This window comes from Cupriavidus sp. BIS7 (assembly GCF_000292345.1).
In the GTDB taxonomy this organism is placed as follows: Bacteria; Pseudomonadota; Gammaproteobacteria; order Burkholderiales; family Burkholderiaceae; genus Cupriavidus.
Genome location: NZ_ALOU01000010.1, coordinates 104112 through 120108 on the forward strand (window position 1 = coordinate 104112; position 15997 = coordinate 120108).

General features: G+C 59.9%; 18 protein-coding genes and 1 pseudogene. 8 read left to right on the forward strand and 11 right to left on the reverse strand.

Annotated features, from left to right (window positions below; all coding sequences use genetic code 11):
• Nucleotides 1-199 precede the first annotated feature (199 nt).
• The 4 genes and pseudogenes from B552_RS0104375 (at nt 200) to B552_RS0104395 (ending at nt 4196) form a co-directional block, all read left to right on the forward strand.
• Nucleotides 200-406: a DUF6494 family protein gene (locus tag B552_RS0104375; protein WP_019447794.1), complete on the forward strand. Its 207-nt coding sequence runs from the start codon at nt 200-202 to the stop codon at nt 404-406.
• A 218-nt stretch (nt 407-624) separates the two neighbouring features.
• A pseudogene (locus B552_RS28210) lies at nt 625-903 on the forward strand (septal ring lytic transglycosylase RlpA family protein); the annotation flags it as partial.
• A 369-nt stretch (nt 904-1272) separates the two neighbouring features.
• Nucleotides 1273-3303, forward strand: a complete 2031-nt coding sequence (gene rpoD, locus B552_RS0104390; RefSeq protein ID WP_019447797.1) for an RNA polymerase sigma factor RpoD — start codon at nt 1273-1275, stop codon at nt 3301-3303.
• A 92-nt stretch (nt 3304-3395) separates the two neighbouring features.
• A complete protein-coding gene (locus B552_RS0104395; RefSeq protein WP_019447798.1) occupies nt 3396-4196 on the forward strand; it encodes a YecA family protein in 801 nt (266 codons plus the stop codon).
• Between the two features lie 213 nt (nt 4197-4409).
• Here the strand turns inward: B552_RS0104395 and B552_RS28215 are convergent, their stop codons facing one another.
• Both B552_RS28215 and B552_RS0104400 read right to left on the reverse strand, forming a co-directional pair.
• Nucleotides 4410-4784, reverse strand: a complete 375-nt coding sequence (locus B552_RS28215; RefSeq protein ID WP_083860221.1) for a hypothetical protein — start codon at nt 4782-4784, stop codon at nt 4410-4412.
• 146 nt (nt 4785-4930) lie between these two features.
• On the reverse strand, nt 4931-5134 hold the full coding sequence (locus B552_RS0104400) for a cold-shock protein (protein ID WP_019447799.1): 204 nt from the start codon (nt 5132-5134) through the stop codon (nt 4931-4933).
• 729 nt (nt 5135-5863) lie between these two features.
• Between B552_RS0104400 and B552_RS0104405 the strand changes: the two genes are divergently transcribed.
• From B552_RS0104405 to B552_RS0104415, 3 genes are all read left to right on the forward strand, one after another.
• Nucleotides 5864-6121 carry a hypothetical protein gene (locus B552_RS0104405; RefSeq protein WP_019447800.1) on the forward strand — a complete coding sequence of 86 codons (258 nt, stop codon included), beginning with the start codon at nt 5864-5866 and terminating at the stop codon, nt 6119-6121.
• Between the two features lie 44 nt (nt 6122-6165).
• The gene (infA, locus tag B552_RS0104410; RefSeq protein WP_019447801.1) at nt 6166-6387 is read left to right on the forward strand and encodes a translation initiation factor IF-1; all 222 of its coding nucleotides are present in this window, start codon (nt 6166-6168) and stop codon (nt 6385-6387) included.
• 82 nt (nt 6388-6469) lie between these two features.
• Nucleotides 6470-6724 (forward strand): hypothetical protein, encoded by a 255-nt coding sequence (locus B552_RS0104415; RefSeq protein WP_019447802.1) that lies wholly within the window; start codon nt 6470-6472, stop codon nt 6722-6724.
• Nucleotides 6725-6879: 155 nt separating this feature from the next.
• Here the strand turns inward: B552_RS0104415 and B552_RS0104420 are convergent, their stop codons facing one another.
• The 9 genes from B552_RS0104420 to B552_RS0104455 all read right to left on the reverse strand — a co-directional run bounded on the left by B552_RS0104420 (nt 6880) and on the right by B552_RS0104455 (nt 13661).
• On the reverse strand, nt 6880-7275 hold the full coding sequence (locus tag B552_RS0104420; RefSeq protein ID WP_019447803.1) for a prepilin-type N-terminal cleavage/methylation domain-containing protein: 396 nt from the start codon (nt 7273-7275) through the stop codon (nt 6880-6882).
• Nucleotides 7276-7284: 9 nt separating this feature from the next.
• Nucleotides 7285-8919 carry a hypothetical protein gene (locus tag B552_RS28060; protein WP_019447804.1) on the reverse strand — a complete coding sequence of 545 codons (1635 nt, stop codon included), beginning with the start codon at nt 8917-8919 and terminating at the stop codon, nt 7285-7287.
• Nucleotides 8920-8922: 3 nt separating this feature from the next.
• Nucleotides 8923-9492, reverse strand: coding sequence for a prepilin-type N-terminal cleavage/methylation domain-containing protein (locus tag B552_RS0104430; protein ID WP_035879408.1), 570 nt, complete (start codon nt 9490-9492; stop codon nt 8923-8925).
• 1 nt (nt 9493) lies between these two features.
• Entirely contained in the window at nt 9494-9940 is a 447-nt protein-coding gene (locus B552_RS28065) for a GspH/FimT family protein (RefSeq protein WP_019447806.1), read from the reverse strand.
• A complete protein-coding gene (locus B552_RS28220; RefSeq protein WP_083860222.1) occupies nt 9937-10347 on the reverse strand; it encodes a type IV pilin protein in 411 nt (136 codons plus the stop codon). Before B552_RS28220 ends, B552_RS28065 begins: the two co-directional genes overlap by 4 nt.
• A gap of 298 nt (nt 10348-10645) precedes the next feature.
• The gene (locus tag B552_RS0104440; protein ID WP_019447807.1) at nt 10646-11320 is read right to left on the reverse strand and encodes an anti-sigma factor; all 675 of its coding nucleotides are present in this window, start codon (nt 11318-11320) and stop codon (nt 10646-10648) included.
• Nucleotides 11310-11930: an RNA polymerase sigma factor gene (locus B552_RS0104445; RefSeq protein WP_019447808.1), complete on the reverse strand. Its 621-nt coding sequence runs from the start codon at nt 11928-11930 to the stop codon at nt 11310-11312. The genes B552_RS0104440 and B552_RS0104445 overlap by 11 nt, the downstream gene beginning before the upstream one ends.
• A gap of 402 nt (nt 11931-12332) precedes the next feature.
• Nucleotides 12333-12680 carry a cupredoxin family copper-binding protein gene (locus B552_RS0104450; RefSeq protein ID WP_026035319.1) on the reverse strand — a complete coding sequence of 116 codons (348 nt, stop codon included), beginning with the start codon at nt 12678-12680 and terminating at the stop codon, nt 12333-12335.
• 36 nt (nt 12681-12716) lie between these two features.
• Entirely contained in the window at nt 12717-13661 is a 945-nt protein-coding gene (locus B552_RS0104455; protein WP_026035320.1) for a metallophosphoesterase, read from the reverse strand.
• Nucleotides 13662-13961: 300 nt separating this feature from the next.
• On the opposite strand from B552_RS0104455, the gene B552_RS0104460 reads away from it, so the two are divergent.
• Entirely contained in the window at nt 13962-15659 is a 1698-nt protein-coding gene (locus B552_RS0104460; protein ID WP_026035321.1) for an adenylate/guanylate cyclase domain-containing protein, read from the forward strand.
• Nucleotides 15660-15997: the final 338 nt, after the last annotated feature.

The window sequence follows — 15997 nt, forward strand, 5'->3', positions numbered from 1 at the left end:
TGCGGGACCTGCGCCCATTGGGCCTTGCGTTGCGTGGGGCACCCACGTTTGGAGCCCACGTTACGCAAGGCGATTGACCCTGACATCGGCGCTCCTGAGCGGAAGCCACTGGCATCGATTTGTGTCGCGGCGCACCATTCCCCGTGGCCGGCCGGCACTAAGATCCAGTTATGACGCCCGGACGAGAAGGAGAGTCGCCATGGACCAGGAAGCCTTCAATATGAGCATCCGCAAGTTCCTCAAGGTAGTGGGCGTCAGTTCACAGCGTGAGATCGAGCAGGCGGTCGCTGCCGCGCTGCAGACCGGCCTCCTCGCCGGCAATGAAACGCTGCCAGTTACCATGACACTGGAGTTGGGCGCGCTCAAGCTGAGCACAAAGTTCGAGGGCGAGATCCAGCTCGCGTAGGGAATGGTATTGCCGCCTTTATTGCCGCCTGTTCCAGCAGCGCTACGTACCGTTAGAACCACGTCTCAATAGCTGACGGGTGGTCTATGGTCCTGACACTTCGCTATTTGGAAGTCCTGGGAATCTGCGCTTTGGTCACTGCTTGCGGACAGATCCCGCCCAGGCATGCTGCGTGCGGAGCCGATTCCTGTCACCCCCGGCACGAACACGAGATGTTGCAGTCCGGTGAGGCGTCATGGTATTCGTCATCGTTCCAGGGGCGCCTGACCGCAAATGGAGAACGCTACGATAGCGGCGCCTTGACTGCCGCCCATCGAACATTACCGCTTGGCAGCTATGTGCGCGTCAGATCGCTGGCTACTGGAAAGTCGGTTGTCGTGCGCATCAACGATCGCGGACCATATGTCAAAGGCCGGATTATCGATCTCTCCTACGGTGCGGCGGAAGCCTTAGGCTTGACAGAAGCGCGGTCGATGCGCGTGCAGATTGAGCGCTGATGGGGTTGCTTGCGGGCTTCCTGCGCCGCAACGCCAAGCACATTCTCGGCAAGCAATGCCGCCCCAGCGAGATTGCTGTTGCAACCATGCGATTCGAGTAACCCGGATTTGCTAACCGCAAGGCACTTGTTGCACCAACTCCGGCGCCGTCAGGTGCTGCTGACAAGACGTTTGTCGACCGTCATCAGGAACGCCCGCAACTCTCGACGAAGACATCGCCATCGCGTATTGCACCGCACAACGTCATCCAGTATCATGTCCGGTTCCCCATTTTGCGCACAGCGGATTCCGCAAGAGGCGTTCCGGCCTCGACTATCCGTGCGTCACTCCACGATTCAGTTCGCACCCCGACAGGCTTGACGAGCCGTCATGCTTGCGACGATCGTCGGCCAACCTGTCGAGGAGAATGTATTGGCTAATCCGGTTCGCGACGATTCGACGTCCCGCATGATTGAAGTCACCGCAAAGTCAGGCCGCCGCAGGCCAGCGGGAAAGGCCCAGGCGGTCACAACACCGCTGGACACCGCGTCCATGGCGCGGCAGGACGAAGAGCGTCAACGCCAGATGCGTGCGCTGATTGCGCTTGGCCGTGAACGCGGCTATCTCACCCACGCAGACATCAACGATCACCTGCCCGACAACTTCACGCAAACGGCTGCGATGGAGACGATCGTCAGTACGTTCAGCGACATGGGGGTAGCCGTGTACGAGCAGGCGCCTGACGCGGAGACGCTCCTGTTAAGCGACGCCGCGCCTGCCGCAGCATCCGACGAACAGGCAGACGAGGAAGCGGAAGCTGCCCTGTCGACCGTCGATTCCGAATTCGGCCGCACGACGGATCCGGTCCGGATGTACATGCGCGAAATGGGCGCAAGTGAACTACTGACCCGCGCCGGCGAAATCGAGATCGCAAAGCGCATCGAGGGCGGCCTGCAGGACATGATTCAGGCCATCGCCGCGTGTCCGTCGGTTGTGTCCATGATTCTCGCCGATGTGGACCGCATCGTCGCTGGCGAACTGCGTATCGACGAACTGGTCGACGGCATCAGCGACGGCGTGGACGAAAGCGACGTGACGCTGGAGTCCGATGACGCTCCGATCGAAGCAGACGCCTCCGACGACGACCCTGATGATGGAGACGCCGAAACGGAGGTCGAGGATTCCGACAAGGCGAACGCCGTCCGTCTCGAACAACTCACGACCGACAGTCTTGCGATTTTCGCGCGCGTGCGTGTCCTGTTCGGGCAGTTGCCGGACGCACTCGTGACTGGGAAAGCCCGTACCGCAGCCGTGGCGCAAGTACGCGCGGAGATCCAGCGCGAACTGGCGCCGATACGCTTCACGGCCAAAATGATCGACCGCCTGTGTGCCAGTGTGCGCGAACAGGTTGCCGAGGTGCGTACGATCGAGCGCAGCATCCTGGAGATCGCCGTCGAACGTTGCGGCATGCCACGTGAAGCGTTTGTTGAGTCTTTCCCCGGCCACGAGGCCGACCTTGAATGGACTCGCCGCACGGCGGCGACCTCGCAGCAGTTTGGCGCGGCGCTCGAGCGACACCTGCCAGCCATTCAGGCCAGCCAGCAAAAACTCATCGACATCCAGGCGAGGGTCGCGCTGCCGCTCCAGCAGCTCAAGCAGATCAACCGCCAGATGAGTGCCGCGGAGTTGAAAATGCGGCAGGCCAAGCGAGAAATGATCGAAGCCAACCTTCGACTTGTCATTTCTATCGCCAAGAAATATGTGAACCGTGGCATGCAGTTCCTGGACCTGATCCAGGAAGGCAACATCGGCCTGATGAAGGCGGTGGACAAGTTCGAATACCGGCGCGGCTGGAAGTTTTCAACCTATGCGACCTGGTGGGTCCGACAGGCCGTCACACGGGCACTTGCCGATCAGGCGCGGACCATTCGTGTGCCTGTGCACATGATCGAGACGATCAACAAGCTGAACCGGATTTCGCGCGAAATCCTGCAACAGACGGGACAGGAAGCGCATCCCGCCGTCCTTGCCGAGCGCATGGGGATGACCGAGGAAAAAGTGCGCGGGATTCTCAAGATCGCGAGGCAGCCCGTATCGCTCGAAACCCCAGTGGGCGACGACGCCGACGCAACGCTCGGTGACATGATTGAGGACGTCTCAGCCAGTTCGCCGGCTGAGGCTGCGATTCAGGCGAATCTGCGCACCGTACTGGATGAGGCGCTCGATGGGCTGACGCCGCGCGAGGCCAAGGTCCTGCGGATGCGATTCGGGCTCGATACCATCTCTGACCACACGCTTGAAGAGGTCGGCAAGCAGTTTGACGTGACCCGCGAGCGAATCCGTCAGATTGAGGCAAAGGCGATGCGCAAGCTCAAGCATCCCAGTCGCGCTGACAAGCTGAAGCCATTTCTCGAGCGTTGACCAAAGGGGCTCAAAGGAGGGCGCGCGCCCTCCTTTGACGCCCTCGTCCAGCGTCCAGCGCATCCCCACCCCGTACCGCGAGAACCCACCCCATGACCGAAGCCACCGCCCTGACGCCCGACGAACTCCAGGAGCTTGACGATCTGCTGGACGACCTGCGCCAGCGCGCTGAGGAAATCCCGCAATGGGAGTTCTGCGACGGCTTTCTCACGGCCCTGGTCTGCACGCGCCGGCGCATCCCCGCTTCCGACTACCTGCCCATGCTGCTGGGCGATGGCGCGGCGCTCGACGTGGCTGAGGGCAGCCCGCTGCCGTTGCTGCCTGCGTTCCATGAAGCGGCCCAGCAGGCCCGCTTCATGGAACTGTGGCAGCGCCGATGGAACGAGGTGGAGCACCAGCTCGACCAGCCCGTGGAGACGCTGGACGACGAACGCACCTTCCAGCCCGAGGCCATGGACATGCGCGGGGCCATCTTGAGCCTGCCCCAGGAAGAGCGCGCCGAGATGGATGGGCGGGAAATCCCCTCGTTTGGCCAGGTGTGGGCGCTGGGGTTCATGTTCGTGGTGGAGAACTGGCCCGAGGAATGGGCCGCCCCGCGCGACAAGGAGGCTGCCCAGTGGCTGGACGACGCGCTCGACGGCATCGTCGCCCTGACCGAGGACGACACCGGCCAGCCCGAGGTCTGCATGTACAGCGAGGATGGCCCGCCCAGCACCAGCCGGGCGCGCGTGGAAACCTTCGGCGAGGCGATCTGGGCTGTCTACGACCTGCGCCAGATCTGGAAGAGCCTGGGCCCGCGCGTGGAGGCCGTGGTGAAGGGCGACCAGCCCGGCCGCAACGACCCGTGCCCTTGCGGCAGCGGCAAGAAGTTCAAGAAGTGCCACGGGAGATAAGGGCAAGGCGCTTTCTCGCAGTTTATAGCTGCATGCACCTTGCCTTTCGACTGGCGGGCCGCCCGAATTGCTCTGGCGAGTCGGGTGAGGCTGGCTGGTCGTCGCCGCCCTAAGTCGAGCGACCAGCGGCCAGCCGGCGACTTGCTCGCGGGGGCCGTGTCCGGCCACGAAGGGACGGTCAATCTGTGAAACTGAACGTCCGCAGGTCTGCGTTCAAGGACCAGTCCGCCGCCGTGGCAGGTTTGCAGTATTGCCTGCGCCAACTGGCCTCAGTTCGCCATCCCATGGCGACGCCGCCAGATCCAGCACATAGTCTCCCTGGCAGGCCTTGTCGTAGAGACAATCGCGCACGACCTGGCCGACCGCGATCCGGCACAGCACTTCGAAACTCTGGGCGATTGCCCCCTCCAAATCACAATCGGCAGTTTGCACGGCAAATGAACGTCTTCCGTCGCCGACGAAGCTAGTGAATCGGACGCCAGCCGGATGCCGGTTGGCGCCAAAACTAACGGTGACATGATAGGCCAGGCCCTTGCCATCGGCGGGTAACGTGCAGAGGAAACTGGAAGGCGTGGCGGGGCTTTGCATGGCGGAAATGGATGACTGGTAATTGGGGAATTTTGATCACTTTCCCGACTCTACTCCTGTCGCGTCGCTGGCAGTAAGCTTATTTCGTCCGTGATGAAATGAAAAAACCCGCAGAATTGCGGGTTTTTTCACGTGTGTCGCGAGACTCAGATCGGCTCGATCTTGGTCGCTGCCGGACCCTTCTTGCCTACCCCGGAGACATAGCGCACTTTCTGGCCTTCCTGGAGCGACTTGAAACCGCCGCCCTGAATTTCGGAGAAGTGAGCGAACAGGTCGTCACCACCTGCGTCAGGCGTGATGAAGCCAAAACCTTTGGAGTCGTTGAACCACTTTACAGTACCGGTTTCCATCTGTGGATTCCTTAAAAGATAGATTCTCGCCGAGCCGAAAACGTGGCGAGGCATGACGATCAAGGAAGGAACATAGAGAGAAAGTGGCGCCGCGGGGGCGAACACCTAGTGCTTCGAAGTTGCTGCTTGAAGATCCTGCGCGGCATATTCTACACGCTGCGTCGGTGTCAATGAGCGTGTCTTAGTGTATGTATGCAGTGGCTCTTCGGCTGCATATGCACAGCAATCCTTCCGCGCCAAGAGCACAACGGGCTGATCAGGGATGCGTGCTACAGTGAGTGCGGCCTGCCGCCGCGCTGTTCCGCTCAATGCGTGTTTTGGCGTCGCCGCACGGATGGTCTTGCAAATACACCCGCCGGTAGCGAATCACCGATCATGGTATGATCCGGCCTCCTTGCCACTCGTCGACATCGGTCGACCACAGTGCGCCGGCCGCAAGACATCATCATTAAAAGAGCATCAGCGGCCTGTCGGGCGTACACCCGATTCTTCAGGGCGACAGTCGCCCACAACACATTCGACCCGCGGCACGCCCGCTCCGCAACTATCGCGCATGTACTGGCGCGTCGGCTTGCGCAAGCACGGTCCATCCCACGTGTATTCCCGCTCGCGCCACTGCGCGTGGGAGATAACACCGATTTTTTGCAATGGCGACCGTTCCCCAGGCAAGCGCGTAGCTCACAACTTTGTATGTGCCAGACGCTGCCTCCCGAATCGGAGCGCCTTCTTATGGGCAACAATTTGAATCACAGCATCAATCCGTTCACCGTTTCGGTACATCCCATCCAACAGCAGCCGGGCGTATGGTTTGCGAACTATATGATCGCTGAGTACCAGAACGGTGCCGAACGCATCGTCGCCAACGTCTCGATGCGGCATGCCACACATGGCACCGAAGCCGAGGCCAAGCTGGCCGCCCGTTGCGCGGGCGAAAGTGCCGCCGCACGCATGCGCCTGCAACAGCGGCCGCCTCGTCACACACGGTGACTCAACTTACCGCGTAGCACTTGCTGCTACCACAGGGAGCAACTTTGGCTAAAGAAGAACTGGTGGAATTTGGCGGCAAGGTATCGGAAGTGCTTCCGGACAACCGCTTTCGCGTCATCCTGGAGAATGGCTTCGAAGTTTGGGCCTATTCGTCGGGGCGCTTGAAGAAGAATCGCATACGGGTTCTCGCGGGCGATCGCGTCACGCTCGAAATGTCGCCATACGACCTCACAAAGGGCCGCATCAATTATCGCCACAAGGCGTAAATGGCCGCGACGCCGCAGCGTTGCCTCATAAGGGCATCATCGCTGCACACTATCGGATCAGACCACACGGAGAAAGCAGGAAATGTCGAACAGTGAAGAATGGGAAGAATTGCATCTGACCCCGGCCGGCTGGATTGCCGGCAGCTACCGACACACACCGTGGCCCGAGGTCGACGTGGCACCACCCGAATCTGGCGTGCTGACAGTACGCCGCCACGTGACGGCCATCTACGGCGGTCCGTCGCGTGCTGTCGAAGACCGTACTCCGCAAACGCAGGACATGGGCCTGATCGAGTCGTTGTTGGCACGCTATGGCGGCCCCGAGTTCGGCATCTAGGGGACAGGGCTGCAGGGGGCTTCAGATAGTCTCCAGAAGAAGAGCAACGGAAGTCTACTCTCACCGGTGCCTTGATACCTGCTACTGGCTCGCTAGGGCGGCGCCCCAATTTGACTGGGAAGCGCGCTTTCGGCCAGTAATGAGGATCGAACCCGTTACAGCAAGGTGTTTAGCTCCACCCGGTTGTCCACGGTCGCACTGCCATCAGCGGCAGCAGCTTTGGCCTGAGTGCCGCGAGAATCGTTCCAGGTGACGATTACCTTCACGAGTTTCGTAATCGGATCACAGGTCCATGTCATCGCATAGGTCGTGGAAGCCTGGGCATTCGCGGTGCTGTCAAGCGTTGAGGCCCCGTTTGCACAAGGACCCCCGCCCCGAAGCATCTCAATTTGCGACGTTGCCAGAATCACAGCCTCGGTGCGTTGCCGCGACAGATCTGTCGCGAATCTGGCGTTGGACTGCATCTTTGTCACGGCAATCAGACCAAAGCCGAGAATGACCGTTGCAATCATCGCTTCGATGATGCTGAAACCTTCCTGCAGGTTCTTCATGGCAAGACCTCAGTTCATGTCCGACCAGCCATTGGACACTGTTGTCACTGCGGCAGGACTCCCCTGTAGTTGCGAGACGCTACCGGAGTCCTTGACCAGATTGATGCCCCCTGTGGTGGAAAAATTTCCTGAAGTGAGGGCAGCACCCTGAATGAGAGCATTGCCGCCGCCACTGTTGTTCCAGGTACCCAGGACGTCGATGGTGACGGGCGTATTGTTTGTGCCAGAGACTGCAGTTGCCGTATAGGAACAGGTGGAGGTATCGCCAACCGCCGTCGTAGCCGTCACGGCATTGGCAGGCGTGCATTTGGTGGCTGCGATCGTGCACGCGTTGACGGTACATGCCGGGGCCTGATTCGCGTTCAGGCCATAGACCGGTGGTGAACTCCAGGTGGCACCCGTGGTGGTGTAGCCGATGGTCACAGTCTTCTGCTGATAGCCGACGATTTTCTGCTGATAGGTGATCGTGTAGCGATCGCCTTTCTGGATAGTTGTACCTTTTGAATCCGTACAACCGCCATTGCTGGTGCACTTTGTACCCGTCGTAGCCTGCGTATAGATCGGCTTGGTAGTGTCATCGCCGAGGATTGGCTTGGAGGTATCGTCGACCTGTCCATAGACGGGACTTGTTGTGATACCTGTTGCGCTATCCTGGGCGTAACAACTGCAGTTCATCGTGGTCTGCGTATCGGGAACGTCCACATAGACCACGCCATATACGGTGGATGTGCCATTGATCTGGACCGAACCGCCGTTCATCACAAGGATCAGCACCGGATCGGATGAAGTGCCCAGGGTCACGTTCGCATTGATCTTCATGCCGCCTTGCTCGAGCCACATGACGCGCTTGCCAGCCTGGTACTGCGCCAGCAGGTCAGCATTGTTGCAAGCCGTACTGCAGAAATAGCCAGTGGCGCTGGCAGTGACCGTCGCCTTCGCCTCTGCCTTGCAGCCCGGGGCGTTGCCTGCGGACTTGGCAGTCGGACACAAGACCCCGAAGTAGTACATGAAGTACTCGTCGGTCGTCATCGCACGCGTCACGGGATTTCCATCGGCGCCGATCAGGGCCCGGCCGGAATTATCGAGCAAGGCCACCCTGAAATCCGACGCATTCTGCGCGACGTTCGGATTGTTCGTCACACTCTTGGATCCCCCAACCGCCCCGCTCCCGCTCGTTGAGACGGCGCCGCCTGACTTGACCGAATCGATATTGGCGCTGCCGCCAATCGATATGTTGCCCAACGCTGTCAGCGCCGCATTGATCGGCGCGCTGATTGACCCGTTCTTTGCCGGTGTGAAGACCACACGTTGCGTCACCGTCCGGGTGGCGCCGCCAGACCCCATACCCACGCTCGTGATGATCGGGTTGGCCCCATATGCGTAGGAGACTGTGTAAACCCCAGCCACAGCAGGCAGCGAGAAATTGGCCGCACCATTGGCAGGCGACGCGGCCAACGCCGCAATCATCGCGCGAAGTCCCTGTTCCGCGTTCGCAAAGGCTTCTTCGGTCCGATAGTGATTATTCGCCGATTTCTGCTCAATGGCCGAACCTCTTACCGCGAGGAAAACGGCAAGAGTGACGACGAACAGGAGCATGACGGATGAAAGCAGTGTCGCGATGCCTTTGGCCCGTTTCTTCATCATGATTTACGAGTTACGGATCTGGACGGTGGTCGTCATATTGCGTTTCACGGACGTGGTGCCGTCCGTCAGCGTCAGCCCGACGGCCGACGCGGCGAACGTAATCGTGACGACTTGCGCGGCTGCGAACGACAGACTGGTTACCTGGATATAGCTGGTGTCCGTGACGGCAGTCCAGCCGGTCAGGTTGGCGCAACTGGCATTACCTGCCGTAGAGTCATACGCATATACAAGCTTGGTAGCAGGATCGAACTTGTACCCGTAAAAGCGTTCACTATCGGTGGGCGTCGAGTGGGAAAAGGTGATGCAACTTCCACCTCCCTGCACGTAGTAATACGAACCATTGGCCTGCTTGGTCAGCGTAACCCCGACGTTCGCATATCCGGCCCGCCTGATTTCGGCTGTCATGCTGCTCATCAGGATCTGGATCGCCTGCTCGAACTGCTGTTGCTTTGTCCCTGCGGAATTGGCGCTCAGCACGCTCGAGAAGAAGACGCCCGCCCCGGCCAGCACCACCATGCCAATGGTCATGCCAACCATCAACTCCACCAGGGTGTAGCCTTTTTGCGTCTTCAAGTCAGCCCCCTATTGTCACGAGACCAAGCATGTTGAGATTCACGGTCTTTCTGTACGTGCCATTGACTACCGTGAACGTGGTCGCCGTAGCCGGCACGCCATAGATCCGGTCGAACTTTATTTCGGCGACAGGCAGGCTGACCGTGGTCCCCGCGCTGATCAGATCGCTGCGGATGTCACAGGTATGCCCACCGCTGGAAACCGAGGTGGTACTGAGGCAGAAGCTGGCTGCAGGCACGGTCTGAATCGACAGGTAGACATCGGTGTTTCTGTTCAGCGCTTCAGACCTGGCCGTATTGGTAAGTTGCGTGATGAAGTCAGTCGTTTTCTTTACCTTGCTGTTTTGGATGACACTGGCAAAGTTCGGGGCGGCTACCGTGGCGAGGATCGCTACCACCGCCACCACAACAAGCAGTTCCGGAAGCGTGAAGCCATTGCGGGATTTCATTGCAGCCCCCAGCAGGAAGCCGTTGCATCCACCACGAAGCCTGCCTGGGTAACAGAGAGGGATGGGCACGAAGCGGCATCGCGAGCCTGCGCACTCGCGGCGTTCACCGCCGCATTCGCCGTATAGCCTGTTCCAGTCGCTGCGGAAATGGTGACGCTGTAATAGCCCTGCGGAGAGGTTGTGCTCAGCCCCAATGCGGTCAGGCTGGTGGAGTAGGTCGGGTTGTTGCCCCGATATTTTTCCTGCGCCAGTTGCAGTGCGGACAGTGCATTCTTGGCATCTACCCGTCGCCCTTTCCTGACATAGCTCTCGTAGGAGGGAATTGCGATCGCAGCAAGAATCCCGATGATGACGAGAGAAATGACGAGCTCAACTAATGTGAATCCATTTGTCCGCACGGTACTCATCGCATCGAATAGAAGAAAACGCGCTTCTTGTGGGCGCTGGTATCCAGCGTGGACGACAAACCAGTGCAGATAATTCGTACAGGCGTGCCACCGGTTCTTTTATGTCCAAAAACTTACACAATCGTACTAATGCCACAAGTGGCTTTGTTGCATTCGAAGTACACCCAGACAAACCGGTGGTTGCGGTTCATTTCATTTCAACATCCACTTAAATCCTTGGTGGGCCGAGCCGAAGTCCAGAGATGCCCGGACGATGCAGAACGGGGAGCGGTGGGAGGCATAGACCAGGCTGCCCCTCTCACCGACTGCTCGCCTGAGTCTTCAGCGAGGCCACGAACGTGTCCAGGTGCCCCGGCTCCGCATCGGTAATGGCCCAGAAGCTCATGCCGTTCTGCTGCCAGCGGGCGATCGAATAGCCGTCAGCTGAATACTCGGCCGACGCTGCCTGTGAGCCTTCCGAAGTGGGAAACACGTAAAGATCGATTGGGTGCATTTGGTAGTGGTAGATCAGCACCGCAACGGTTCGATGGCCGACATAGTCGAGCCGGCCGCCCACAAGAGGAAAGCCCTGTGCCGCAAGGTCAACCACCGGCGGCGCGTAGTCGAGCTTGCCGTTGAACCAGGGCTTGACCGTATGCTGATCGGTGGATTGCACGTCGATGGTGTGCTGAGATAGCAACGAGCGTACGTGGCTCGAAAGCACTTCTTCACCCATAAGACTGGGTTGGCGCGGCTGCACCAGGGACATCATGCCAAACACCAGTACAGACGCTGCAATGCCCGTAATCCCACCGCCGGCCCAAGCCAGCGCGCCGTCGAAGGCAAGGCTCCTCCAGACGACCCATGGCGTGCGACGGATCTTGCGCGGCAGCCGTGCAATGACGCGTGCACGCAGATATGTCGGCGCACGATAGTAAAGCGATTCGTCGTGCAATAGAGTGCTCAGCGAAACGAGCGTCTTGTCATCGTTCATGATTCACTCCCATCCGGTACTCACATGCGGATGCGCGTGCAACGGCGATGCCCCCGGTCTGGCTGCCTGCTGCCTCTTGCGCGGCGCGCACGGCGACACTGAGCAAATGACGGCCACGTGCTAACCGTGACATCACGGTGCCGATCGGGATGCCCGCCACGGCGGCGATATCGCAATAGCTCAAGTCCTCGAGCTCGCGCAATACCAGCACTTCGCGATACTCGACCGCCAACTTTTCAAGCGCACGGTGGACAAGCTGCGCATCTTCACGGCGCACTGCCACCGCTTCGGGGCTACTGCCAATATCGTCGACCCAACCAGGCAGGCGTTCATCGCCGTGAAGTGTCTCGTCATAGGGGGTGCCGTCGGCTGCGTCGCGTCGTCGGCGCCATTCGGTGAACCACGTGTTCCTGACGATGGCAAGCAGCCAGGGGCGCGCGTTGTCGCCATGAAAACTATGGAAAAGGCGAAACGCGCGCAGGTAGGCATCTTGCACAATATCGTCTGCGTCGCTAGCGCTGCCGCTCAACCAGCGTGCGAGGTTGTATGCAGCATCCAGATGCGGCAGTGCCAGCTCAGCGAAGCGGCGTGATTCGTCGGTTGCGTCCACGGTGCTCTCCTGTCCCCTACGCCTGTACTACTGGCCGGGTTTTCCGCTTATTCCATGGGAATTCGTCGGGACAATCCCTGTGGAATAAGCGATGGCGACCCGAGGAGCACAATTCCCATGGATACGGAGGATTTTTCGAAACGCATGACGGTCTCCAATGTGGTTTCGATACGCGGCGCACCTGGAAACCAGCGGATTCCTTGTGCGGGATACCCGCGTGAACCAGGTCAGGCCCTGGGCTGCGCTTGTCGTTGGCAGCCCTGCCGTCATTCGTCATGCGGGTGCCGGTCCGGGGCAATGGTGCATCGGGCCGGCACCTGTACTACTACATATTGAGAGAAGTTATTCGTGTGAGCTTGTTGCGCTCGAATGCGCGACATTCGACGCGTCGCGCATCGGTTCCTACTGGACCGTAATCGTCGCCTTCATGTTCGGGTGTATGCCGCAGAAGATCTTGTAGACACCTGGTTTGTCGAATTTGAACTTGTAAGTGTCATTCTGATCGAGCGCGCTGGAGCGGAACAGGCCCGCATCATTGACTACCGAGTGCGGCTCGCCATCGAGATTCTTCCAGGTCACGGTCGAGCCAGCTTTGATCGTGACCGACATCGGCGAGAACATGAAGTTCTTGATGACGACGACATCAGGCTCCTGCGCTTGCGCAACGGAGAGCCCGGAAATCGATGCCGCCAAGGCCATTGCTGCCCCGAGGGGAATCACGATGGCCCGGCGAATGGTTATGGATAGCATGACATTGCTCCTGATCGGTCAGTTGTGTGCGAATGCTCAGGCGAGTGTCGAATCGCTGAGAGTCGGTGCAAGCGGGTGGCGCTCGATCTTGATAGTGGTCACGCCAAGCATCCTGGGAAGCCGTTCGCTCGGTACGGTCAGCGGCATGGGTCCAGGTCCTTCGCCAGCCGTCGGCTGAGGGTATGCCGTCGAGCGCGCCGTATGGAACGTGACGTTGCCCTCTACCTTCGACACGATCTGGTGAATGTGCCCGTTCAAGACCGTCACCGAACCGAATCGCTTCAGATAGCTCATCGCCTCGCCGGCATCGCCAGTGCCCCATCCCCATGGCTGGTAGATCGTCCACATAGGCATGTGAGCGAAAACGACGATTGGCGTGCTGGATGAGCGCCCCTTCAGATCGGCTTTCAGCCAGGCAAGTTGGTCATCACCCAAGCCCCCCAAGCCGTTCGGCTTGAAGTGCATCACATTGACCAGGCCGATAAAGTGGACGCCACTGTGATCAAAGCTGTAGTAGCCCTTGTTGTCAGATGCGGCACCGAAGCGTTTGAAGTACTCCGTCCCCGGCCCATCAGTCACGTCATGCTCACCTGGCACCGTATGCAGTTCGGTGATGCTTAGCCCTGACATCAATTGAGCGGCGTGGTCGAACTCATCCGCCTTCGATAGATGGGTGATGTCGCCTGTATGAATCGTCAGCGCTGGCTTGACCGGCATGGCGTTGACGAACTCAATGGTCTGTTTGAGCGTGCCCGCGACATCGGGATTGGCCTCCTTGTTGAAGCCAATATGCGTGTCGCTGATCTGCAGGAAAAGCGGCACGCCCGCAGCAGCGGATGGCCCCTTCCCCGCGGCGGCCAGGGCCAGTTGCACCGGCTCGAGTACACCTCCGGCCAGGACAAATACTGTGCCTGCCCCACCAAATGCAAGGCATTTCAAAGCGCCGCGGCGCGACGGATCGGATGGAAGATCTGATGACATATTGCCCTCACGCTTCAGAGTCGAGAGGTTGACCACCGGACCATCCGACGGGCCTCCCGATCGGGTTCAGGTGCAATACCGCCAGACCTTTCGTTTTATTCCTCCGCAAGTGCATCACTGCGGCGGCGAGGAACAAGATTCGTGTCAGTGCCGAAGCAGCACATGGCTGCGCACAGGTAGCGGGAATAAACCAGGGGTCTGTGCAGTATTGCAAGTGCACAGCGGACCCGTTCCAGGTATGGATCGATATCCCAACGCGGCAGGCAGCAGCCGGCTCATCGAGGGCAAGGAGAATAGAGCGTGTCAGTCTTTACCTACCTCCGAAGGTTGCGGCCGACTGGGGTACGATCGGTACGGCTGGGCAGCGGATTGGTGCTGTTCACGTACATCGGCACGCACCTTCTGAATCACTCTCTGGGCAATATCTCGCTCGCATGGCTGGAGCGCGATCTGCTTGTACAGAAGTTCATCTGGCAGGGATGGATTGGCACGTCCGTGCTTTACAGCGCGCTGGCCACGCATTCCTTCCTGGGCCTGTGGGCGCTATATGAACGGCGCTCGTTGCACTGGACTCCGGGCGAGGTGGCGCAGCTCGTCCTCGGCTTGTGCATACCACCGCTGCTAGCCAACCACGTCATAAATACGCGCATCGCCTTTGCCGAGTTCGGCTTGAACAAGGGATACGCGCAGTTGCTGTACTCGTTCTGGATCGATTCACCGTTCTTCGGCCGCGTGCAGCTTATGCTCCTGGTGGTTGCCTGGCTCCATGGGTGTTACGGCATCTGGTTCTGGTTGCGGTTGAAGCCGTGGTTCGGAGCGTGGCGCAGCGTACTGCTAAGCGCTGCCGTGCTGCTACCGGTGCTCGCGCTGCTGGGCTTCGTGCAGGGGGGACGGGAAGTGACCGCGCTCGCGCAGGACCCTGCATGGCGTGCCGAGGCGACCCGAACGGCGATCATCGGCACGAGGTCGCAGAATCTCTGGCTCGCCGAACTTCGCAACGACTTCCTGCTTCTGGACGGTGGAGCACTGCTACTGGTGCTCGCGGCTCGGCTGGTGCGCTCGATGCGCGAGCGCCGCGCCGGGCGATTCTGCGTGCTGTATCCGGACGGCCAAACGGTATTCGCGCCGCTTGGGTTTTCGGTACTGGAAGCTAGCCGCATGGCCGGCATTCCCCACGCCAGCAGTTGCGGTGGCCGCGCCCGATGCACCTTATGCCGGGTCCGCGTGGTCAGCGATGCGCCGCTTCCGTCCCCGGCCACGGCGGAGCGGCGGGTTCTGGAGCGGCTGGGAGCCGATTCGCAGACCGTTCGCCTTGCCTGCCAGTTGCGGCCTGCCCATGATCTCTCCGTGTGGCCATTGGTCCCGCCTGCGGCATCCGCAGCCTTCCTGCACCGGCGCCAGCGGGAAGCCATGCCGCAAGAGCGATTCGCAGCGTTCATGTTCGTGGATATGCGGGATTCCACAAAGCTTGCGGCGGCACAACTACCATTCGACAGCCTGTTCGTGGTCAGTCGCTTCCTGAACGCGGTCAGCTCCGCGGTGGTCCAGGCGGGCGGTCTGCCCAACCAGTTCCTGGGAGATGCAGTGCTCGCGATCTTTGGTTTGAACTGCGAACCCTCCACCGCTTGTCGTCAGGCGCTCAAGGCGGTGCCGCTTGTGGCGGCCAATATCGACGAACTCAACGCCGCGCTCAAACAGCAGGTGCAAACGCAAATCCGGTTTGGCATTGGACTGCATTGCGGCCGCGCGGTCATGGGTGAGATTGGCTTTCGCGAGCACGTCACGTTTACCGCGATCGGTGACCCGTTGAATGTCGCCTCGAGACTGGAGCAGCTAACAAAGGAAATCGCTTGCGAGGCCATCGTCTCGGAGCAGGTCTTCCAGCATGCCGGCGTTTCAGCCGCAGGCCTGCCGGAGCTCTCCGCACGCCTGCGAGGCCACGATAATCCGGTACCCGTCCGAGTGCTGTCCACGGCGGCGCAGATGCCTGGGGCCTGACTGCACCAGCGATGGCGACGTGGATGAAAGGCCCGGCCGGCTCGCGCTTTACGCGCTCAACATGAGCGCGATCCACAATGCGGATGACCCCGCACAAGTCCACCGCTACGGGGCAATTCTGCTGCAGCTCGTATCAGATGTGCGGAAGGTATGGAGCGGTGCGACGCTGAAGGTATTCGACAACGTCGCTCCAAAATTGAACACATCTGCTCATTTTGCAACACTCTGTGGGTCGCCTCTGATCGATAGCGTGTGAAAAGTCGCCTGACTGAATACAGGTACGGTTCGTGCGTCAAGGCTTGTGGGTGCAGGACACCTTATTTACCACAACATTGGAG